Origin of the sequence: Alishewanella tabrizica, from assembly GCF_014652375.1 — a bacterium.
GTDB lineage: Bacteria > Pseudomonadota > Gammaproteobacteria > Enterobacterales > Alteromonadaceae > Alishewanella > Alishewanella tabrizica.
Genome location: NZ_BMYR01000013.1, coordinates 80768 through 102195, shown reverse-complemented (window position 1 = coordinate 102195; position 21428 = coordinate 80768). Strand labels below are relative to the sequence as shown.

Sequence of the window (21428 nt, the reverse complement as noted above, 5' to 3'; positions counted from 1 at the left end):
GGCATGGATGTTATTAACTGATCGGCTTGAATGTTATAGAGTGATCGCCATGCGTGAAAATATGCAAATAGATACCAACCCAAGGCAATAGCATAACTAAAATAGCCATAATTAATGGATTCCATTTCAGTTTTAGCGCTAAGGCTAATACAGGGCCAACAAACCAAATATAGGATGATGGGGCCAAAGCACATACAAATTGGGTACACTCATTTTTAGGCTCCCAGATAAACGCCCCGATAATAATAAGGAAGAAAATTAAGACTCCCCACAAATAAAGAAAAGTAATTGGGGGCTTTTCTTTAGTGCGAAACCATAACCACAGAACAAAAAGTAAAGATGCAGGTATTAATATTAAAAATATTTCAGCTGGGCTCATATCATATTTGCCACATAACGCCCAAATTTAGCGCGGAAAGCCGCGCAGCGGGTTGACGTCGCAGCCAGCGCTTTTTGCTGGCGATAATATTTGTTTGTTATGTGGTGACTACGCACACCACTCACCTATTGCATCTGGCGAAGAAAAACCATGCATCATAATGTTGTCAGGATTTTCTCCGAACCCTAATGCAAATTCATTTTCCGACGCTAGTGTAAGCAACCAGCTGTTACCTTTTTTTGCGATTGCCAGCACATTTGATTTTCTATACTTTTCATAATCGTGCTCAGGAAAGCATGCAGATGTAACAATCACAGGTATCGGCTCTATAACATGCGCTAAAAGAACTTGAGAAACTTCAGCAAGATGCTCCTCGTAATTTTTTCCCTCTGGAGTAATTAGTTGCGCACCCTCAGCAATGGAAGATTTAATTTTATTTATTGCTTCGGACTTAGTCATGATGATGTGCCCACATAACGCATTACTAATGGGCTGCCGCAGCGCAGTGTAGGCAGTCCCGTGGAGGCCACGCTTTTTGTGGCCGGTACGAAATTTAGTAACTTGTTAGGTATTGTTTGAAACATAGCCAATAAACTTATTTTTGAACAATAGCCATATAAGGCAAGTGAACGCCGCAGCGGCACAGACGGCCTGAACTGCCATAAAGTGGTTGCCATACGAGCTTATGAAAAACACAATAGGCATCACCGTCAAAAAACCACCTAACCAATCAATATTCCTGCGCCAAAAAAACGGTAATACAAGAGCGGTATAAAGACCATAAGGAATACTTAAAAATAGTAAGAAGTAAATTGGCCTCTCAAAAAAGCTCAAAACCAAAAACATGAATGTAAATATCGCCAAAAACCACGGTGAATAATCAATCGTTTGGATGAATTCTTTTTTACTAGATGTCTGCACTATACTTACCTAACGCCCAAATTTAGCGCGGAAAGCCGCGCAGCGGGTTGACGTCGCAGCCAGCGCTTTTTGCTGGCGATAATATTTGTTTGTTATGTACGTGCTCATTCATTGCCCATTTCCCAGAATGTGAATCCTTTACCACCTACACGCTTCCACCATTTGGCTTGGGATATTTCTTCCATATAAACCATTGGAGAATATTCAGATTTTTCGATTAAAGCACTTTGCAGCCATTTGTCATTTTGAATAAGCTGAACGGCTTTATTTTCAGCCTCTTCTACTGAGTCAGCTTTCACCCATCTTGTGGTGAAAAAGCCAAGATTTTTGATTTTACCTTCCCAGTTTAATTCAAAGTTTTCACCGCGAAGTAAAACCTGATATTTCATTGCGAACCTCTAAGTACATAACAGCTTAATAGTTTGGAACGCCCACGCTTTCCAGCCATGTAAACGCCCTTCTATCTTTTGTAAATGAAATCACCCTATCTAATAACATACCGTAAATCAACAGATTTTTAATTGTGCAATTAAAATACAATGAAGATAGCGTGGTTAAATCTTGCGATTTGCATGCTAACAAAAATGTTACTAATGGCTGTATATAAATACATATAAATTTATTTTCGATGAAGGCGGTGTAATGGGCGGTTGCAGTAAACATCAGGTAAGAAAAACGGGGCTTCGCCCCGTTCTTAAATAGAGGGTGTAGTTACAAATTGCATATTACATAAGGCGTGATGTTTTAGCGTAAGCTCACCTGTATTTTGCTCACTACCGCTAAGGCTTTTTCGGTGGCGGCGTCTACCGTGTCGGCAAGCGCTAAAGCAACGCCCATGCGGCGTTCGCCTTGTACTTCGGGTTTGCCAAAAATACGAAACTCGGTATCGGGGTTGGCTAAGGCTTCGGCTAACCCAGCGTATTGAATATTTTGGCTATGGCCTGGTACCAGCAATACTGCGGAAGCAGCAGCGCCGTATTGTTTAATATGTGGAATAGGCAGGCCTAAAATAGCGCGAGCATGCAAGGCAAACTCACTTAATTGTTGCGATATTAAGGTGACCATGCCGGTGTCGTGAGGTCTGGGAGAGACTTCGCTAAACCACACCTCATCGCCTTTAATAAACAACTCTACGCCAAACAAGCCTTTGCCGCCTAGCGCGGTTACCACAGCCTTGGCATAGGCTTCGGCTTGCTGCTGCGCTTGGACTGACATAGCTTGTGGCTGCCAGCTTTCGCGGTAATCACCTTTTTCTTGGCGATGACCGATAGGTGCACAATATTGAATACCGGACACCGAATTAACGGTAAGCAAGGTAATTTCATAGTCAAAGTCGATAAAGCCTTCTACGATCACCCGGCCTTTACCTGCGCGACCACCCTCTTGAGCATACGCCCAGGCCGCTTCTAAATCGGCATCTGAGCGCAAAACGCTTTGCCCTTTACCCGATGACGACATAATGGGTTTTACCACACAAGGATAACCAATGGCGGTAACGGCAGCTAAAAAGCCGGCTTTATCTTCAGCAAATTGATAGGGTGAGGTTTTTAGCTGCAGCGTCTCCGCCGCTAAACGGCGAATGCCTTCGCGGTTCATGGTTAAATTAACGGCTTTGGCACTGGGCACAACCGTAAAACCCGCCTCTTCCAACTCAATTAATACCGAGGTGGCAATGGCTTCTAATTCTGGCACGATTAACGCGGGTTTTTCACTTATCACGAGCTGGCGCAGCGCGGCGTTATCCAACATCGACATTACCACAGCTTTGTCAGCCACTTGCATCGCCGGCGCGTTAGGATAACGATCTACCGCAATGACCTCGCAACCATAGCGTTTCAACTCGATACAGAGCTCTTTTCCCAACTCGCCAGCCCCAAGCAGTAAGACCTTGGTGCTGCTTGGGGTGCCCGGTGTTCCAATGATCGTACTCATTTTACTTTCACCATTGGCCGCTCACTGCGACTCCAGTCAACATGATAGGTTTTGCCTTTGGCTTTGTCGGTACGTTCAAAGGTATGTGCACCAAAATAATCGCGCTGACCTTGCAGTAAATTAGCGGGTAATACTGCCGTACGATACGCATCGTAATAACTGAGCGCTGAGCTTAAGGCCGCTACCGGAATACCAGCTAAAGACGCATTGGCCACGGCTTTACGCCAGTTTTGTTGATACACCGAAATTTGTTTAGAAAAGAACGGATCGAGCAGCAGGTTTTCCAGTTCGTCGTTACGCTCGTAAGCTTCGGTAATAGATTGTAAAAACACCGCACGGATAATACAGCCGGCCCGCCAAATTTTGGCGATTTCGGCAAAGTTTAATTGCCAACCATGCTCATCGGCCGCCGTTTTCATTAAATGGAAACCTTGGGCGTACACACAAATTTTGGCGCAGTACAGCGCATCATGCAGCGCTTGAATGATCTCAGCTTGCTGGGTTTCACTGTATAAGTTTTGAGCTGGGCCCGCGAGCACGGTGGCGGCTTTTACGCGCTCGGCTTTTAGAGCTGAAATTGAACGCGCATAAACGGCTTCTGCGATGGTGGGCGCAGGGCTGCCCAACTGCAAGCTACTTACGGCTGTCCACAAGCCCGTGCCTTTTTGACCGGCTTTGTCCATAATAACATCGACCAGCGGTAAACCGGTTTCACTGTCTTTGGTCGCGAGGACTTCGGCACTGATGCCAATTAAATAGCTGTGCAAAGGCCCATCATTCCAAGTTTTAAAAATGTCAGCGATGGCGGTGGCGGTCATCCCTAATACATCGCGCATAACCTGATAGGCTTCACAAATTAGCTGCATATCGGCATATTCAATGCCGTTGTGTACCATTTTGACATAATGGCCTGAACCACTGGGGCCAATATACGCGGCACATGGCTCGCCTTCTGTCACCGGATTACCTGGTTCAAAGCGCTCAATGGGTTTACCAGTTGCTGGATCGACTTTTGCCGCAATGGCTTGCCACATGGGTTTAATGCGTGTCCACGCGTAAGGATCGCCACTTGGCATTAAGGAAGGACCAAAGCGCGCACCCACTTCACCACCGGATACCGCCGTTGAGAAGAAAATAAACTTGCCTTCATAGGATTTTTCGCGCGCAACAGTATCTGTCCACAGGCTGTTACCCGTATCGACAATAATATCATCGGCCTGAATACCGGCATCAATCAATTTATGACAGACATCATCAACGGGTTTACCAGCAGGTACAGACAACACAATAAGGTGGGGAGCAGACAAACGTGACAACAATTCAGTATAAGAACTACACCCTATAACACGTGGTGCTTGTTCGCCGCGTTCGGCATCATCTTGCGCTATTACAGCTTGCAGTTTCTGGTGGTCGAGATCAAAAGCCGCTACGCGGTAACCATTATCAGCTAGGTTAAGAATAAGGTTTTTACCCATTACTCCGGCCCCAACAAAGCCTATATCACACAAGGGTGTGTTATCTGTCATCTGACGATCCTTTCAGCGTTTAATAAGCGCTGCGCCCCTTGATCTCTAGGCATTACGAAATAAGCAAACTTGTTCCGTAAAAACCCTTAACATTCAGCGACACAGCACGGCTCGTAAAATGGCCAGCATTATATACTCAAATAGCCCAAAGATGCGAGTTTGCTCTGGGCTTCATTATCCTAGTCTTAATGCCAAACAGATAAACTCTGCGCCGACTGCAGCCAATCTTGCCGGGGTACAGTGGTGGCTGGCATCAGTCCCTCGTTTAAGGCCGTATCAAACACCAACTGCGTGACGGCTTGCGGTAATACCACCGGTTGATTTTTGCTGGATGCATTTAACACGCATAGCAGTGTTTTGCCGTTATTACGATTTTCAATTTCTACCATGCAACTGGCTAATTCACTTTGATGCCAGTGCTGCTCGGTCATCGGGGTGCCATCAGTTAAAAACCAATGCACCTGATGCTTATCACCATGCAGTTGGTAATTGTCATCAAGTAAGCTGAGTTGCTGCAAACAGGCAAATTGTTGGCGCAGTGCCATTAATTGCTTCACAAATTGCAAAAATTTATTGGCATGGCCGTCTAACTGCCAATTTAACCATGAAATCGGATTATCCTGACAATACGCATTATTGTTACCGTGCTGCGTGTGGCTTAATTCATCGCCCCCCAGCCAATGGATCATGCCTTGGCTAAGCAATAGCGTCGCAACCAAATTACGTTTGTGCTGATAACGCGCCGCTAAAATGGCAGGCTCTGAACTGGGGCCTTCAATGCCATGATTTGAGCTTAAATTATGGCCATGGCCATCTCGGTTTTCTTCACCATTAAGCCAATTATGTTTTTGGTTATAACTCACCATATCATGTAAGGTAAAACCGTCATGGTAACTAAGGTAATTTACGCTGCAACTGGCTGGTTTATGGTGCTTTTGAAAAATATCGCGCGACCCCAGTAATCGGGTGGCAAATTCCGGCAACATGCCGCGATCGCCGCGCCAAAAGCCCCGAAACGTATCACGGCTTTTGTCGTTTAATTCAGACCAATGCGCTGGGAACTGCCCCAAATGATAGCCAAAAGGGCCAACATCCCAAGGCTCGGCAATCAGTTTGGCTTTTGAAATCACCGGATCTTGAGCAATGATTTGAAAAAAAGCCGCATAGGGGTTAAAACGCTTAAATTCACGGCCAAGGGTGACCGCGAGATCAAACCGAAACCCATCCACTTGCATCTCAGTTAACCAATACCGCAGCGCATCTAACACCATTTTTTGCATCATCGGGTGTGATACATTCAGGGTGTTACCGCAGCCGGTAAAATTGCAGTAATTTTGATAATCCGTCATTTCGCCATGACTATGGAACAAATAATACTGCCGATTCGCTAAGCCTCGAAAACTTAACACGGGGCCATCCTCCCCCGCTTCGGCGGTATGGTTGAACACGACATCCAGGATCACTTCTAAGCCATGTTGATGCAGCGTTCTTACCATCGTTTTAAATTCCGACACCGCATCTTCATACTGATAACGCGGCTCGGGGGCAAAAAAACCGATAGGATTGTAACCCCAATAATTAGTTAGGCGCAGTGCACTTAACCGAGGCTCAGCCATAAATGCGGTTACTGGTAATAATTGCACAGTGGTAATGCCTAACGCTTTTAAATGCGCAATAATCGCCGGATGACATAAGCCCAAGTAAGTACCACGTAAATGCGTAGGCACTTCAGGGTGCTGCATGGTTAAGCCTTTCACATGGGCTTCATAAATGACGGTTTTCTCTCGGGGAATCGCCGGTTTAGCCGTTGCTTGCCAATCAAATGGCGTATCCTCTAATACCCCTTTGGCCAATGCATAATGGCTTCGATTCAGGTATTGCCGCTCTTGCCAAATTTGTGGCCGGTTTAAACGTCGACAATAGGGATCCAGTAATACCCGCTCGTGATCAAAACGTAACCCGGCATCGGGCACGTTGGGCCCTTGTGCTTTTAACGCATACAAGGAGCCTTCGGCAATCCCACTTACGGCCAGATGCCAAATATCGCCGGTTCGACCGGTAAAAGGCATTTCACCCAATAATTCTTCCGTGTCTGGACGATATAAACACAGGATTAATGCGGTGGCATCCGGTGCATATACGGCAAAATTCCAATCATGCATTGCCAGCTTTGTTGCCCCTAAAGGTGCAGGCTGACCGACTGACATCTTTAATAATCCCATGCCCGGTGTCATGATTAATCCTTATACTTTTTTGCGTAAATAAAGCGTCGCTAAAGGCGGTAAGTCGATCACCGCACTGTAGGGTTGTCCTTGGTAAGCATGCTCGGTGCTATGTAATGCACCTTGCTGCACAGGGAAATTACTGCCCCAATAATGTACGCTGTCGGTATTTAAAATAACTTCATATTCAGCCAGCTCCGCCACGCCAAAGTGGAAACGGGTGCGTGGTACGGGGGTAAAGTTACTTAAAATATACACGCGCTCGCCTTGGGCATCTTCACGATAGAAGCTCAACGTACTGTGTGTCGCATCTTGATGATCAAGCCAGCCAAAGCCTTTGGTATCGTAATCAAGTTGATACAAGGGGGCTTGCTGCTTGTAGCAATGATTCAAATCACGGAATAGCTGCTGCATACCATGGTGCTTTTCGAAAGCTAATAAGTGCCAATCTAAGCTTTTGGTATGATTCCACTCGGCGCTTTGCGCAAACTCAATGCCCATAAAATTCATTTTTTTACCCGGATGGGCAAACATAAAGGCTAAAAACGCCCGCATATTGGCGGCTTGTTGCCATTCATCGCCTGGCATTTTTTGCAATAAACTGCCTTTGCCATGCACAACTTCATCATGTGACAACGGCAATACAAAATTTTCATTGTAGGCATACACCATTGAGAAGGTTAAATCACCATGGTGATATTGCCGGTAAGCAGGATCTTTACTGATATACCTCAGGCTATCGTTCATCCAGCCCATGTTCCATTTAAAGCCAAAGCCCAGACCGCCACTGTCGGTGGGTCTAGAGACTTGCGGGAACGACGTGGATTCTTCAGCAATGGTCATCGCATGCGGGAACTTACTGTACACTTCGCGGTTTAACCACTGAAATAAACTGATGGCCTCATAATTATGATTACCGCCATCGATATTCGGGATCCATTCACCGGCCTTGCGTGAGTAATCCCAATACAACATCGACGCTACGGCATCAACTCGAATGCCATCAACGTGGAAATGCTCTAACCAGTACAAGGCACTGGCGACCAAAAATTGCCTAACGTAATCTTTACCAAAATCGTAAATGCAGGAATTCCAATCTGGGTGCCAGCCGCGGCGTGGATCGGCATATTCATATAAATGACTGCCATCAAATCGCGCTAAACCATGGCCATCTTCAGGGAAATGCGCTGGAACCCAATCGAGAATAACGCCAATACCCGCCTGATGGCAGGCATCAACAAAAGCTTTAAAATCATCGGGATGACCAAAACGTGAGGTTGGTGCAAATAATCCTAGCGGTTGGTAGCCCCAAGAACCATCGAACGGATGCTCCATAATCGGCATTAATTCAATGTGGGTATAGCCCATATCCAATACATAGGGGATTAATTGCGCTGCCAGCTCGGTGTAGCTCAGTGGCTGGTTATCCGCCGTGCGCCGCCACGAGCCAGGATGCACTTCGTAAATACTCATCGGCTGTGAGTACGCCGCAGGGCTTACGCGCTGTTGCCAGGCACTATCTTGCCATTGATAGTTACCGTGATCGTACACCAGCGAAGCATGTGACGGGTATTGCTCGGCATAAAACGCCAATGGATCGGCCTTATGCGGCAATAAGTGCCCATGCTGATCTTTAATTTCAAATTTATAGCGCTCACCGGCAACAATCTCTGGCACAACCAGTACCCAATGGCCACATGCCGTGCGCTCCATAGGATGACAACGACCATCCCATCTATTCATATCACCCACTAAACTGACACTGCTGGCATTGGGTGCATACACCGCAAAGCGGGTAGCAGGCACCCGCTTATTGGCCCATTCAACCTCAATTAATTGTGCACCCAACTGCCGATACAGGTTTTCTGGATGGGTGTGCACAAAATGCACCGCATAAAAGGCGTCAGCCGTAAACTGATAGGGATCAATACGTTTGCTTTGTTGCTGATCCTGCGTAACGACAAAATAATAAGGGACCGGTTTACGTTTTTTTAGCTGCACCAATTCAAACACACCGGGCGTGGTGGCATCTTCGATCATCTGTCCTAAACAGGTATCGGTTTTAGCATCAAACGCCGCGACGGCAGATGCATGCGGTAAATAGGCTCTGAGTACCAGCCCCGCTTTTTTTTTGTCTAGGCGATGTTCTTGCCAGCCCAACACCTGAAAGGGATTCGCGCAGCGCGCTTCAGCTAAAAAACTCACATTCATTACCTTGTCCTTCTTTTATTTTTGTCTGTTCACTCAGTGATGCGTTGCACGTTGCGAAAAATCGCACTTTACTTTGATATCGCGCTTTACTGCGGCTTTCTCAATTGGCTTAAACGCTGTAATAACTGCGTAATCGTCGGATTTTGCGTCCAATCTTCTAAATTTTGACTCAATTTACGCCGCCAATTTGGATACTCGTTACTGGTGCCTGGCACATTGACAGGTTGCGTCATTTCTAGCCAATCCTCAATTTGTAAACAAAGCAATTGCTGTGAACCTGCGGCTAAATGCTGCTGTAGCGCAAAATTAAGCTGCTGATCCATGCCCAGATGATCAACACTGCGCGGATAGTCCAAGGGCAAACGATTGTGGCCATGCAATGAATCAAGTATGCGTTGTTTGTTGGTATGCCGTTGCTGATATAACTGTTGCAACATGGCCTCGTCTTGATATAACCCCAGTTGTTGCCCTAGCTTTAAATCTTCACAGTGCCAAAAGCCTATCAAGGTGGGTAAATCGTGGGTACTTAATGTTGCCATCGCTTGCTCGGGATAATGCGCCGGCGAAATATAACCGCCATCAGCCGCCGTTTCAAAGAAGAACACGCGATAGGAATAAATGCCAAACTGTTGCAGCAAATCACGGATCCCGTCGGGCACCGTGCCCAAATCTTCACCAATGATCACCGCTTGTTGCCGCTGACTCTCCAAGGCCAGAATGCCGAGTAAATCCATGATGGGATAATACACATAGGCGCCACCACCGGCATTTTTAGCCGATTTAGGCACCCACCAAAGGCGCAAGAGAGCCATAACATGATCAATACGCAGGGCGCCTGCATGTTGCATATTACTGCGAAACAACTCAATCATCGGCGCATAAGCCTGCTGATATAACTGATAAGGTTTCATGGGCGGTAAGCCCCAATTTTGCCCAGCTGGCCCCAGCGGATCAGGCGGAGCGCCTACACTGGCATCACGACAATATAACTCAGGATTCGCCCATATCTCGGTAGAGGCGTCACTCACCCCCACGGCTAAATCGCGATACAATCCCAGCAACATGCCTTCTGCTTTAGCAAGTTGTTGTACTTGGGCAAGTTGTTGCTGTGCTAAAAACTGCAGATAACAATAAAAATCCAACGCTTCTTTTTGCGCTGCTGCAAATTGCTGCACCGCCTCATGCTCAATATCGCGATACTGCTCTGGCCAATTTGGCCAGCCCCAATACTGCTGATCTTGCTGATATAACCAGCTGTGTAGCGCATCGTATAATGCCAATTGGTGTAAACTGGCGCCGCCTAGCTGTTTAAAATTATCAAAGGCTTCCTGTTGTGCCGTGTCGGCATGGCGCAAAAACCACTTATACAGTGTGTTAAGTATGGGCAGTTTTAACGCCATAACCGCCGGATAATCCACCCAATCTGCTGCGCGTTGTGCCGCTAACGTTTGCACAAAATCTGGCGCGGCTATCTGTTGCTGTACTTCAGCACACTCGCGGTAACCGGGCACGGCAGTCACATCAATATAAATAATGTTTAACCAACGACGCGAGGAGGGACTATAGGGGCTGGCATTGTCAGGTAGTGCAGGATAAAGCGCATGTATTGGATTAAGCCCTACAAAATCTGCCCCCTGTTTCGCCAGATAACGCACTAAAGTCGCTAAATCGGTAAAATCACCAATGCCCCAACTGCGCTGCGAACGCAGTGCGTATAATTGAATCGCACTGCCCCACTGTTTATGCTGCGCGAAGGCGGCAGGTTGGAAGCATTTGCCAGGGCTGATGATTAGTTGCTGTTGCACACTGAGCTCGGTATCTTGCAAATTCACTGTAACGTGGTGGTAACCTGCGGCTAAGGCTGTCGTAAACTGATGCTGATATTGATGATATTCTTCGCCATCTAACACTGCCACTTGCGTCAGCTCGCCTTCAACTGGGATCACCTGCCAATGATGTTGTTCACCTTGTTCAGTCTGTAACGAGAGCTCAAAGGTCAGATTAGCCAGTGCCAATGGCACCTGAATGTCTAACTGCCATTGTTCTGCCACATTTTGCACAGAAACAGGGGCAATGACCTGTTGCCAAAAATCCAGTTGCCGTTCTAGTAATTCTTGCCGCGTCGCTGTGTCGTCTGCTACGGGGTATCCCATAGCGGCTAGTAAGGCCATTTGATCTGCTTCAGCTACCGTGGTTGGCTTACCCCAGGCATCGTTGTAATCCGTTTCGATACCATTAAAAGCAATCAGTTCTGAGCGTAGCGCTGCGTCCATTTGGGTTCCTTTACTAAAATAAGCTTTATTCACTATGCATTCTATGCGGCTAAGGGTTAGATGTCATGAGTAATTTATGTCATAAAATTACAAAAAAACCAACAAAATCGCTTTGAGACTTGAATATTTCGATAAATAATGTAATTTTACTACACACTTGTAAGGCAATAGGCGTGATAAGCTGCTCATCGCGCGCCGTATTTACTATACACTTTAATCAGTCTAGCACTTAACAACGGGGTTCTTATGTCAATTCGTGTTGCTATTAACGGTTTCGGCCGTATCGGTCGTAATGTTCTGCGTGCACTTTATGAAAGCAGCAAAAATTACGATATCAAAGTGGTTGCCATTAATGACTTAGGCGACGCGGCCATTAATGCGCACTTATTAAAGTACGATACCGCGCATGGTATTTTTTCGGCCAACGTGAATCACGATGACAAAGCCATCTATGTTAATAACGATGAAATTCGTACACTAAGCGTACGCAATCCCGCCGAATTACCTTGGGGCGAGATGAACATCGATGTGGTGTTAGAATGTACTGGCTTATTTACTGATCGTAAAACGGCTGGCGCACACTTAACTGCGGGCGCTAAAAAAGTGATTATCTCTGCGCCGGGTAAAGATGTTGATGCGACCGTTGTATATGGTGTAAATCATCAGATTTTAACGCCAGAAATGAATATTATTTCTAATGCTTCTTGTACCACCAACTGCTTAGCGCCTATTGCTAAGCCGCTGTACGAAGCGTTAGGGATTGAATCAGGTTTAATGACCACAATTCATGCTTATACCAACGATCAACGGTTAAGCGATGTGTATCACACCGATCTACGTCGTGCGCGTGCAGCAGCTATGTCAATGATCCCAACCAAGACCGGTGCCGCCGCCGCTGTTGGCTTGGTGGTGCCAGAACTTAAAGGTAAGTTTGATGGTTTAGCGGTACGCGTACCGACCATCAATGTATCGTTAGTCGATTTAACCTTTATTGCCGGTCGCGAAACGTCAGCCGATGAAGTCAACAATATTATTCGTCAAGCCGCAGCCACCAGCCCGATGAATCAAGTGTTGGCCGTAAATGATTTACCGCTGGTATCAATTGATTTTAACCATAATCCCATGTCATCCATTTTTGATGCCACAGAAACCCGCGTCTTGGGCCGTTTAGTTAAAGTGATGAGCTGGTACGATAACGAATGGGGCTTTAGTAACCGCATGTTAGATAATACCGTTGAACTGATGAAGTTCTAAGGGCATTATTGCTACATTATCGCTAAAAACAGCCAGCCTTTGCTGGCTGTTTTCATAAGAGGACATTTATGAAGCCGTCTCCCCAGTCTGCTATTAACGCCGTTACCGGTTTTGCCCATTTAACTGACTTACCCTGTTATGAGCTACAATGCGCACAGGCGCGGGTAATAGTGTCGTTGTACGGCGGTCATGTTTTATCTTATCAGCCCCGCCCTGGGCAAGACGTGCTTTGGGTGTCGCCGTTAGCAAGATGGCATGATGGTTATCCGATCCGTGGCGGCGTGCCTGTTTGTTGGCCCTGGTTTGGCCCGGTGTCCACCGTGCTAAATCCAGAACAACAAAGCTTACCGAATCATGGACTGGTTAGAACACGGATGTGGTCGGTGCAACAGCAAACCGTCACGGCAGAGTTTACCCAACTCACGCTGAGTATTTCGGTAGCCGATTTACCCTCTGGCATCGCCAATGTGCACTCTGCTGCCGCTGAACTTTCTCTTACCGTTACGTTAACCGCAACCGATCTGACGATGGCACTCAGTTGTTCGTCACCACTATTGCAACAAGCGGCACTGCACAGTTATTTTGCGGTAACGGCATTAGAGCAAGTACACGTAGCGGGTATTGGTCAATCATACTTGGACAAAGTGTTAGCCAATCAATTAATACGTGAGTCTACGCCAGTAACGTTTTCGCAAGAAATCGATCGCGTTTATACCGCGCCGGCGCCAGTGCTGCACCTAGATACGGGGCAACACCGTCTTGCTATCGCGCAAACGGGTTTTGATAGTACTGTGGTATGGAATCCCTTCGTATCACGCTGTGCAGCTATTGCCGATTTAGCCGATGACAACTACAACGCGTTTGTGTGTGTTGAAACAGCGCGCTTACAGCTTGATCATGCGGCACCGCTTGCGCTAAGCCAGAAAATCGGCCAACAGGTCAGTCAGCAAAAAAGCTAACGCCAACGGGATTGAAAGGGCACGAGGTACGGCACTTTTCGACCATCTGGGTATTCTAACCACAGTTGCAACTGCCATTGCATCTGTGGATCGCTACAGGCCCCTAAAAAAAATTCAGCCGTCCACGCCGTGTTTTTTGCCTCTGCTGTAGTGTCGGCCTGACGCCACTGTAAAGGAATACGACCCATATACATTGATACCCCTTGTATCTCTGCACTCACCTGCACTAACGGCTCTTGCGTTGCTAAGCTCAATGTTAACGCGGTCTCTACCGGGATCGTCCCTGGACTGATCTGCAAAATGAACTCTGCGGTTTGCAGCAAAATGGCTTGGGTAATGTCCTTTTGCCTAGGTTGACAGCCTGATACAGCAACGAGTAAGCCCAACAACAAGACTAATCGTCTTAACGGTTTTATTCGTAAATTCATCTGTGCGTGTTCATTTATTTAAATTGATACGGGAGTTTATCCTGAATTAGGCAAAAAAGACTAGGTCTTGGCCTAATTGGTTACAAATTAACCATCGACTTTGTTCTACATCATAAAATAGGCGGCTTTACCTATCTTTTGTGGGGTAAAACTCGTATCATTTGAGCCAAATATAGTATGTGCTCTGACGTGACAAATCGACTGATTTGCTCGCGGATTACAGCACCTACTTATAACAAGAAGGGCCACCATACGGTGGATTTTTAGTAACCAGCAAAAACTGCAGCGGAACTCAACATGAGCCAGACCAAACCGTTAAATGTTGAATACAACTATAGCGTTGTCCGCCTCTTTGCCATCACTACCGTATTATGGGGTATTGTTGGTATGGTGGTGGGTGTGTTACTTGCAGCCCAGTTATACTGGCCAGCGCTTAACTTTGATACTCCATGGCTAACCTACAGCCGTCTTCGTCCTTTACACACCAATGCGGTGATCTTCGCTTTTGGTACCAGCGCCTTGTTTGCTACATGTTATTACGTGGTGCAGCGTACCTGTCAGGTTAGACTGTTTGCAGAAAAGCTGGCAATGTTTACATTTTGGGGTTGGCAAACAGTGATTATCGCTGCAGTCATCACCTTGCCAATGGGCCTGAGCCAGAGCAAAGAATATGCTGAACTGGAATGGCCTATCGACATTTTAATTGCAGTAGTTTGGATCAGCTTTGCTATCGTGTTTTTTGGCACCTTGGCCAAACGTAAAACCAGCCATATTTATGTTGCTAACTGGTTCTACGGCGGCTTTATTATCACCGTAGCCGCTTTGCACATCGTTAATAGCATGGTTATCCCAGTGCATTTAGGCAAATCGTATTCGATTTATGCGGGTGCGGTAGATGCAATGGTGCAGTGGTGGTATGGTCACAACGCAGTGGGCTTTTTATTAACTGCGGGCTTCTTAGGTATGATGTATTACTTTGTACCGAAACAGTCTGGCCGTCCGGTTTATTCTTATCGTTTGTCTATCGTGCACTTTTGGGCACTGATTGCGCTGTATATTTGGGCCGGCCCACACCACTTGCACTACACTGCATTACCTGATTGGACGCAGTCGTTAGGTATGGTTATGTCAGTCATTCTGTTTGTCCCTAGCTGGGGCGGTATGATTAACGGTGTTATGACCTTATCAGGCGCTTGGCACAAGTTAAAAACCGATCCTATCTTACGGTTCTTAATTGTTTCGCTGTCATTCTATGGTATGTCGACGTTCGAAGGCCCTATGATGGCAATCAAGTCAGTTAATGCCCTATCTCACTACACCGACTGGACCATTGGTCACGTGCATTCTGGTGCCTTAGGTTGGGTGGCGATGATCTCTATTGGTGCCATGTATCACTTGATCCCGGCCGTGTACAACAAAGATGGCATGTACAGCCTTAAGCTGATTAATACCCACTTCTGGTTACATACCATTGGCGTAGTGCTTTACATTGTAGCGATGTGGATTAGTGGTATTACCCAAGGCATGATGTGGCGTGCAGTGAATACTGACGGCACCTTAACTTACAGCTTTGTACAAAGTTTAGAAGCCTCTATGCCATTCTATTTAATGCGCTTTATTGGTGGCGTGTTCGTTGTAGCGGGTATGCTGATTATGGCCTACAACGTTTACAAAACAGTTAGCAGCAAACACACTGCGGCACAGCCTGTCGCAGCGGCAGCGTAAGGAGACTTAAGATGCAAAAGAACCATCATGAAAAAGTCGAAAAAAGCGTTGGTTTGCTCGGTATTTTGACCATCGTAGCCATCAGTTTTGGTACCTTAGTGCAAATTACGCCATTAATGTTTATGGAAGAAACCACGCAACCGATAGATGGCTTAAAACCCTATACCGCGTTGCAAATGGAAGGCCGTGATATTTTTATCCGTGAAGGCTGTACCAATTGCCATAGCCAAATGATTCGGCCGTTTCGGGCTGAAGTAGAGCGTTATGGCCATTACTCCGTTGCCGGTGAAAGCGTGTGGGAACACCCGTTTTTATGGGGCTCGAAGCGCACAGGTCCAGACTTGGCTCGTGTAGGTGAGCGCTATAGTGACGATTGGCATTATGCCCACTTAATGGATCCGCGTTCGGTGGTGCCACAATCGAATATGCCGGCGTATCCTTGGCTTGATACGAATGTGCTGGATGGCAAATATACTGCGAGAAAACTAGAGGTATTCCGTCGCTTTGGTGTGCCGTATACCGATGAAGATATCGCGGGTGCTGCGGCCGCTGTGCAAGGTAAAACTGAAATGGAAGCCCTGATTGCGTACCTGCAATCATTGGGTACAGCCTTGAAGTAATGACCATGGAATTTGCAACACTTCACAGCATTTTGACATTGATCCTGTTCGTGTCGTTTGTCGCATTCGTGATTTGGGCTTACAGTAAAAAACGTAAGCCCGATTTTGACGAAGCAGCAAACTTAGTTTTTGACGACGAGCCGGATCCAAAAAAACAACATTCTAAACGGGAGTCGGAGCATGAGTAGCTTCTGGAGTCTTTGGATTTGGGTTTTTACCCTACCGGTATTGGTACTATGCTTAGTGTTAATTCTGTGGAACCTGAAAAATTATGTTGGGGTTCCTGAAGATGAAACGACAGATCATGAAGTTGATGGCTTAAAAGAATTAAATAATCCGCTACCAAAATGGTGGACCTATATGTTCTTTGCCACGTTAATTTGGTCGATTTTTTATCTGGCTGCCTATCCAGGCCTGGGTAATTATAAAGGCTTTTTAGGCTGGTCCAGTTCAAATCAAGGCATAAAATCGCTAGAGGAATCGCGTCAAGCAACGCAATTAGCGTTAGCTGAAGGCCGTCGTGTGCAATTAGATTTGGAAAACATCAAAGCAGATGAAGTGTATGGGCCGGTGTTTCAACAATTTGCACAGCGCGAAGTGCTCGATTTGGCTTACGACACTGAAGCGTTAAAAATTGGCCAACGTTTGTATTTGCAAAACTGTGCGCTGTGTCATGGCTCAGATGCCCGTGGTCAGCGTGGTTTCCCCAATTTAACGGATAATGACTGGCTGTATGGCGGTACACCTGACAAGATTAAAGAAACCTTGTTATACGGCCGTAAAGCTGCGATGCCAGGTTGGGAAGCTGCATTGGGAGATCAAGGCATTAAAGAAATGACCGCATACGTACTACAGCTTTCTGGCCGTGCCGTAAACGAAAAAGATGCTGAAGCCGGTAAAGCAAAATTTGGTATGTGTGCGGCGTGTCACGGCGCCGATGGTCGTGGCAGTATTGCGCACAATCTGCCGTTTGGTGCGCCTAACCTAACTGATAACATTTGGTTATATGGTGGCTCTTCTGCTGCAATTGAAGAAACCTTACGTAATGGCCGTTATGGTGTAATGCCGGCCTTTAAACAAACGCTGGGAGAAGACAAAGTGCATTTGTTAACAGCGTATGTTTACCGGTTAGCTAACCCAGAAGATTTACGCTAATACCTAGGCTTACATCCTGATTAGCAAACTGTTCGCGAATAAGCCCCGTAATGGGGCTTAGTTATATAGACGAGGTAATACATGCAGCTAGATACAAAACCCTGGTACAAATATGTCTGGCCGTGGGTACTTATTGCTATCCCGGTGGTTACCGCACTTAAAGCCGTTCATACCGTAGTGGTGATGCAGCAGCATAAGCCAGAGCTCGTGATTGATGATTACTATCAAGCCGGTAGAACCATCAACTTGCAATTGGCGAAATACCGCGAAGCGGCCTTACGTAACTTAGATGCAAACATCTTGGTTGCTGGTAATCGTGCGGTTATCCGTTTTGCCGAAAACGCCGTACTGGGTGAGCGTATTCATTTAGATTTTTATCACCCTACCCTCGGTGAACATGACTTTGCCGTCGATGCAGAGCGCAGTGGTGAATTACTCTATGTCGCTACCCTACCCTCAACGCCGAATGGACGCTGGCGCTTAACCGTTTCTGATGATTCACAAGAATGGCGATTACGGGCAAATTTAACGCTGCCTGCAGAGCAAGAAATAAAACTGGGCTACTAAGGACATCATCTTGACTGCAGTACCCTGTTTTCATTGCCATGAGCCCGTATTAACAGGTTCGCGTTTTACCGCAGTGTTAGCCGAACAGACACAGCATTTTTGTTGTGCTGGTTGCCAAGCCGTCGCTGAAACCATTTTTGAAAATGGGCTCAGCGACTATTATCAATTTAGGACAGAGTCGGCGGTAAAAGTTAGCGCCATGCCCGAACATCTGCTGGCCGAGCTAGCCAGTTATGATCATCCCGACGTATTGGCCGATATCAGTCGACAACATGAGCAGCTTACCGAGATTGAGCTTTCTATTAGCGGCATGAGTTGTGCGGCGTGCGCATGGTTAATTGAAAAAAAACTAAAACAACAACCACACATCAGCAGCGCCAATATTAATGCTTCGACCCAACGAGCCTTGATACGCTTTGACAGCCAAACGCTGCCCTTAAGCCACATACTCAAACTGATAAATACCTTAGGCTATCAAGCCAGCCCCTTTGTGGCTGACAACGAAGAGCATGTTTTTAAACAAGAGTTAAACCGTTACCTGAAACGCTTGGCCGTTTCGGGTATTCTTACCATGCAAGTGATGATGCTAGCCTTTGCTTTATACTTTGGCGAGTACACGGGTATCGACACATCACACGAAGGTTACTTGCGTTGGATCAGTATGCTGTTAACCATACCGGTTGTGGTCTATGCCGCTAAACCTTTTGTGATCAGTGCGTGGCGCAGCACCAAAGCCCGCCAAATGAATATGGATGTGCCAGTAACTCTGGCCTTATATTACACCTTCTTTGCCTCAAGCTACGCCACCGTATTTCAAACCGGTGAAGTGTATTTTGAATCGGTATGTATGTTTACCTTTTTACTGCAATTAGGTAAGTTTTTTGAGTTCCGGGCCCGCGCCCAAGCACGCGAAGCCACGAGCAATCTGTTAAAAATCATGCCGGTAACTGCCACATTAGTGACTGAACAAGGACCGCAATCCACCTCAGCGCGCCGCTTACAAGCGGGTGATTTGATTTTGGTAAAAGCCGGTGAAACCCTCGCGGCAGATGGCGTTGTGCACGAAGGAACCAGCTCGGTGGACGAATCGATGTTAACTGGCGAGTATCGTCCTATCACGAAAACGCTGGGTGATACGGTGCTAGCAGGCAGTGTGAACCATGATGGTTTGTTGACGATTAACGTAACGGCTCCGCTGGCACACTCACGCTTAGGCCAGATCATTCAGTTACAACAACAAACCCTTAGTCAAAAACCCAAGCTGGTTGAGAAAACGGATAAATTAGCCAAATACTTTGTTGAACGCTTACTGGTTATTGCCGTATTAACCTTTTTATTATGGTATTTCTGGTGGAACCCCGATCGTGCTTTTTGGGTAACCTTATCTGTGTTAGTGGCAACCTGCCCTTGTGCCCTGAGTTTAGCGACACCCACTGCCATTACCTGTGCTCTCGCGCGCCTTAATCGCCGTGGTATTTTAATCAAAAACGCCCAAGCGCTTGAAACGCTGCCAGACATTAGCCATATTATTTTTGATAAAACAGGGACGCTTACTGAGGGAAAATTCAGTGTAAGCCGCGTGATCCCTTTGCATGAAACACAAGATGACGCCGCAATGCTTAATCTTATTGCTAACCTCGAGCGCTACTCAGAGCATCCTATTGCTCGAGCGTTTTTGCCTTACTTTACGCAAGCGTTAGCACTTGACAGCATTCAAGTGAAGATTGGTGCGGGGATCAGTGCGTATTGGCAAGGACAACATATTCGCGTTGGCAGTGCAGCGTTTTGTGAAATAACACCGGTTAGCGAAGCCATGGTCTATTTACGAATTGGAGAGCAGCCTATGGCCGCTATTCAATTAGAAGATAAGCTGCGGCCTGAAGTCCCTTTACTCATTAAAACCTTGCAACAACAAGGCTATCAATTAGGTATGCTTACTGGCGATCATTCCTCGCAAGCTGAATATGTGAGTAATCAACTGCACCTTAACTTTATGGTAAAAGGCTGCAGCCCAGAACAAAAAGTGGCAGAAATTCAAAGTTTTATCGCTAAAGGTGCTAAGGTATTAATGCTGGGAGATGGTATTAATGACAGCCCAGGCTTTAACGCCTCACATGTATCAGTAGCGGTTCACTCTGGAACCGATCTGTCTAAAAACCAAGCTGATGTGGTGTTGCTGCAACCCGATATCGGCTTAGTGGCGCAACTTTTACAGGGTGGAAACACCACTGCGCGAGTAATTAAACAGAATTTAGGCTGGTCAGTAGGGTATAATCTTATCATCATACCCCTGGCTGTTGCCGGTTTTGTTTCACCCTATATCGCAGTGATAGGTATGTCTTTTAGCTCTTTGCTAGTTGTATCAAATTCACTTAGGTTATTAAAAAAATGAGCATCATCTACGTCTTGATCCCGATTGCCATTTTGTTTGTAGCAATAGGACTTTGTATCTTTTTTTGGGCGGTACGCACCAAGCAATTTGACGATCTAGAGAAAGAAGGTTTTAGCATCTTATTTGATGAAGATAATAAGCCTGCTGCAAAACACCCCGTCAAAGAATCCACTAAGCCTAATGATCATTGATTATTCTGCTGCCCTGCTCATTGGTTTTCTGGGCAGCAGCCACTGCCTTGTGATGTGTGGCGGCATTGTGGCAGCATTGCAAATGGCCATGCCTGCAACAGATCGTGCCGAAAAATTCCGCTTACAGCTGTTTCTAAGTTTAGGCAGGCTAACAACCTATGCTGTATTTGGTGGCTTGGTAGGCTACTTTGGCGCCAGCGCCATGAGCCTAGCGGGTATTTCGTTGTTGTGGTTGCGACTTGTGGCCGGTTTACTCCTTATCGCTATGGCATTGTACATTGCCCGCCTCTGGTTTGGTTTAACGCAATTAGAGCGGCTTGGTCAGCGCTTATGGCGCCATGTACAGCCTTATACCAAAGCGCTGCTTCCGCTCAATAGCCCCAGTAAAGCCTATCGCTATGGTGTGTTATGGGGGTTTTTGCCTTGCGGCTTGGTGTATTCAACCTTAAGCTGGAGTTTAGCCAGTGGCAGTGCGGCAGCCGGAGCCTTACTAATGTTTATGTTTGGCCTTGGAACCTTACCGGCGTTACTGAGCTTTGGCGCCGCCGCGAATGCGTTAACCACCTTAAAAAACCAACCTAGTTTTCGTTATATCGCCGCGTTATTGTTAGCACTTTATGGTGGTTACACAATATGGCTTGCTTTGCCAAGGTTAGTTTTCTAAGCTAACAAC

At 46.5% G+C, this 21428-nt stretch carries 19 protein-coding genes; 10 read left to right on the top strand and 9 right to left on the bottom strand.

The window, feature by feature from the left end:
- Positions 1–487 precede the first annotated feature (487 nt).
- From IE070_RS14830 to malQ, 8 genes are all read right to left on the bottom strand, one after another.
- Positions 488–838, bottom strand: coding sequence for a hypothetical protein (locus tag IE070_RS14830; RefSeq protein ID WP_229797086.1), 351 nt, complete (start codon positions 836–838; stop codon positions 488–490).
- Positions 839–943: 105 nt separating this feature from the next.
- Entirely contained in the window at positions 944–1300 is a 357-nt protein-coding gene (locus tag IE070_RS14825) for a hypothetical protein (RefSeq protein ID WP_189483978.1), read from the bottom strand.
- A gap of 104 nt (positions 1301–1404) precedes the next feature.
- Entirely contained in the window at positions 1405–1689 is a 285-nt protein-coding gene (locus tag IE070_RS14820) for a hypothetical protein (RefSeq protein WP_189483977.1), read from the bottom strand.
- Positions 1690–2044: 355 nt separating this feature from the next.
- Positions 2045–3232 (bottom strand): formate-dependent phosphoribosylglycinamide formyltransferase, encoded by a 1188-nt coding sequence (gene purT, locus IE070_RS14815; protein ID WP_189483976.1) that lies wholly within the window; start codon positions 3230–3232, stop codon positions 2045–2047.
- Entirely contained in the window at positions 3229–4758 is a 1530-nt protein-coding gene (gnd, locus tag IE070_RS14810) for an NADP-dependent phosphogluconate dehydrogenase (RefSeq protein ID WP_189483975.1), read from the bottom strand. The genes purT and gnd overlap by 4 nt, the downstream gene beginning before the upstream one ends.
- 185 nt (positions 4759–4943) lie before the next feature.
- The gene (gene glgX, locus IE070_RS14805) at positions 4944–6992 is read right to left on the bottom strand and encodes a glycogen debranching protein GlgX (protein ID WP_189483974.1); all 2049 of its coding nucleotides are present in this window, start codon (positions 6990–6992) and stop codon (positions 4944–4946) included.
- A gap of 9 nt (positions 6993–7001) precedes the next feature.
- Positions 7002–9191, bottom strand: a complete 2190-nt coding sequence (gene glgB / locus IE070_RS14800; RefSeq protein WP_189483973.1) for a 1,4-alpha-glucan branching protein GlgB — start codon at positions 9189–9191, stop codon at positions 7002–7004.
- 86 nt (positions 9192–9277) lie between these two features.
- Positions 9278–11464, bottom strand: coding sequence for a 4-alpha-glucanotransferase (gene malQ, locus IE070_RS14795; protein WP_189483972.1), 2187 nt, complete (start codon positions 11462–11464; stop codon positions 9278–9280).
- Between the two features lie 246 nt (positions 11465–11710).
- On the opposite strand from malQ, the gene gap reads away from it, so the two are divergent.
- Both gap and IE070_RS14785 read left to right on the top strand, forming a co-directional pair.
- On the top strand, positions 11711–12718 hold the full coding sequence (gap, locus tag IE070_RS14790; RefSeq protein WP_189483971.1) for a type I glyceraldehyde-3-phosphate dehydrogenase: 1008 nt from the start codon (positions 11711–11713) through the stop codon (positions 12716–12718).
- A gap of 68 nt (positions 12719–12786) precedes the next feature.
- Entirely contained in the window at positions 12787–13677 is an 891-nt protein-coding gene (locus tag IE070_RS14785) for a D-hexose-6-phosphate mutarotase (RefSeq protein ID WP_189483970.1), read from the top strand.
- Here IE070_RS14785 and IE070_RS14780 read toward each other — a convergent pair.
- Entirely contained in the window at positions 13674–14105 is a 432-nt protein-coding gene (locus tag IE070_RS14780; protein ID WP_189483969.1) for a hypothetical protein, read from the bottom strand. The two genes, IE070_RS14785 and IE070_RS14780, sit on opposite strands and share 4 nt — an antisense overlap.
- Before the next feature lie 297 nt (positions 14106–14402).
- Here IE070_RS14780 and ccoN point away from each other — a divergent pair, with 297 nt between their 5' ends.
- The 8 genes from ccoN to IE070_RS14740 all read left to right on the top strand — a co-directional run bounded on the left by ccoN (position 14403) and on the right by IE070_RS14740 (position 21419).
- The gene (gene ccoN, locus IE070_RS14775; RefSeq protein WP_189483968.1) at positions 14403–15830 is read left to right on the top strand and encodes a cytochrome-c oxidase, cbb3-type subunit I; all 1428 of its coding nucleotides are present in this window, start codon (positions 14403–14405) and stop codon (positions 15828–15830) included.
- A gap of 11 nt (positions 15831–15841) precedes the next feature.
- Positions 15842–16450: a cytochrome-c oxidase, cbb3-type subunit II gene (gene ccoO / locus IE070_RS14770; RefSeq protein WP_189483967.1), complete on the top strand. Its 609-nt coding sequence runs from the start codon at positions 15842–15844 to the stop codon at positions 16448–16450.
- A gap of 5 nt (positions 16451–16455) precedes the next feature.
- On the top strand, positions 16456–16638 hold the full coding sequence (locus IE070_RS14765) for a cbb3-type cytochrome oxidase subunit 3 (protein ID WP_189483966.1): 183 nt from the start codon (positions 16456–16458) through the stop codon (positions 16636–16638).
- Entirely contained in the window at positions 16631–17605 is a 975-nt protein-coding gene (gene ccoP / locus IE070_RS14760; RefSeq protein ID WP_189483965.1) for a cytochrome-c oxidase, cbb3-type subunit III, read from the top strand. Before IE070_RS14765 ends, ccoP begins: the two co-directional genes overlap by 8 nt.
- Positions 17606–17686: 81 nt before the next feature.
- Complete coding sequence (locus IE070_RS14755; RefSeq protein WP_189483964.1) at positions 17687–18172, top strand: FixH family protein; 486 nt, start codon at positions 17687–17689, stop codon at positions 18170–18172.
- Positions 18173–18182: 10 nt separating this feature from the next.
- Positions 18183–20564 (top strand): heavy metal translocating P-type ATPase, encoded by a 2382-nt coding sequence (locus tag IE070_RS14750; protein WP_189483963.1) that lies wholly within the window; start codon positions 18183–18185, stop codon positions 20562–20564.
- A complete protein-coding gene (gene ccoS / locus IE070_RS14745) occupies positions 20561–20755 on the top strand; it encodes a cbb3-type cytochrome oxidase assembly protein CcoS (protein ID WP_189483962.1) in 195 nt (64 codons plus the stop codon). The genes IE070_RS14750 and ccoS overlap by 4 nt, the downstream gene beginning before the upstream one ends.
- Positions 20745–21419: a sulfite exporter TauE/SafE family protein gene (locus IE070_RS14740; RefSeq protein ID WP_189483961.1), complete on the top strand. Its 675-nt coding sequence runs from the start codon at positions 20745–20747 to the stop codon at positions 21417–21419. Before ccoS ends, IE070_RS14740 begins: the two co-directional genes overlap by 11 nt.
- Positions 21420–21428 lie beyond the last annotated feature (9 nt).

Excerpts from the sequence above, each read along its gene's own strand:
- IE070_RS14830 (WP_229797086.1), bottom strand. The coding sequence starts at position 838 with ATGACTAAGTCCGAAGCAATAAATAAAATTAAATCTTCCATTGCTGAG.
- IE070_RS14820 (WP_189483977.1), bottom strand. The coding sequence starts at position 1,689 with ATGAAATATCAGGTTTTACTTCGCGGTGAAAACTTTGAATTAAACTGG.
- purT (WP_189483976.1), bottom strand. The coding sequence starts at position 3,232 with ATGAGTACGATCATTGGAACACCGGGCACCCCAAGCAGCACCAAGGTC.
- gnd (WP_189483975.1), bottom strand. The coding sequence starts at position 4,758 with ATGACAGATAACACACCCTTGTGTGATATAGGCTTTGTTGGGGCCGGA.
- glgX (WP_189483974.1), bottom strand. The coding sequence starts at position 6,992 with ATGACACCGGGCATGGGATTATTAAAGATGTCAGTCGGTCAGCCTGCA.
- glgB (WP_189483973.1), bottom strand. The coding sequence starts at position 9,191 with ATGAATGTGAGTTTTTTAGCTGAAGCGCGCTGCGCGAATCCCTTTCAG.
- malQ (WP_189483972.1), bottom strand. The coding sequence starts at position 11,464 with ATGGACGCAGCGCTACGCTCAGAACTGATTGCTTTTAATGGTATCGAA.
- gap (WP_189483971.1), top strand. The coding sequence starts at position 11,711 with ATGTCAATTCGTGTTGCTATTAACGGTTTCGGCCGTATCGGTCGTAAT.
- IE070_RS14785 (WP_189483970.1), top strand. The coding sequence starts at position 12,787 with ATGAAGCCGTCTCCCCAGTCTGCTATTAACGCCGTTACCGGTTTTGCC.
- IE070_RS14780 (WP_189483969.1), bottom strand. The coding sequence starts at position 14,105 with ATGAATTTACGAATAAAACCGTTAAGACGATTAGTCTTGTTGTTGGGC.
- ccoN (WP_189483968.1), top strand. The coding sequence starts at position 14,403 with ATGAGCCAGACCAAACCGTTAAATGTTGAATACAACTATAGCGTTGTC.
- ccoO (WP_189483967.1), top strand. The coding sequence starts at position 15,842 with ATGCAAAAGAACCATCATGAAAAAGTCGAAAAAAGCGTTGGTTTGCTC.
- IE070_RS14765 (WP_189483966.1), top strand. The coding sequence starts at position 16,456 with ATGGAATTTGCAACACTTCACAGCATTTTGACATTGATCCTGTTCGTG.
- ccoP (WP_189483965.1), top strand. The coding sequence starts at position 16,631 with ATGAGTAGCTTCTGGAGTCTTTGGATTTGGGTTTTTACCCTACCGGTA.
- IE070_RS14755 (WP_189483964.1), top strand. The coding sequence starts at position 17,687 with ATGCAGCTAGATACAAAACCCTGGTACAAATATGTCTGGCCGTGGGTA.
- ccoS (WP_189483962.1), top strand. The coding sequence starts at position 20,561 with ATGAGCATCATCTACGTCTTGATCCCGATTGCCATTTTGTTTGTAGCA.
- IE070_RS14740 (WP_189483961.1), top strand. The coding sequence starts at position 20,745 with ATGATCATTGATTATTCTGCTGCCCTGCTCATTGGTTTTCTGGGCAGC.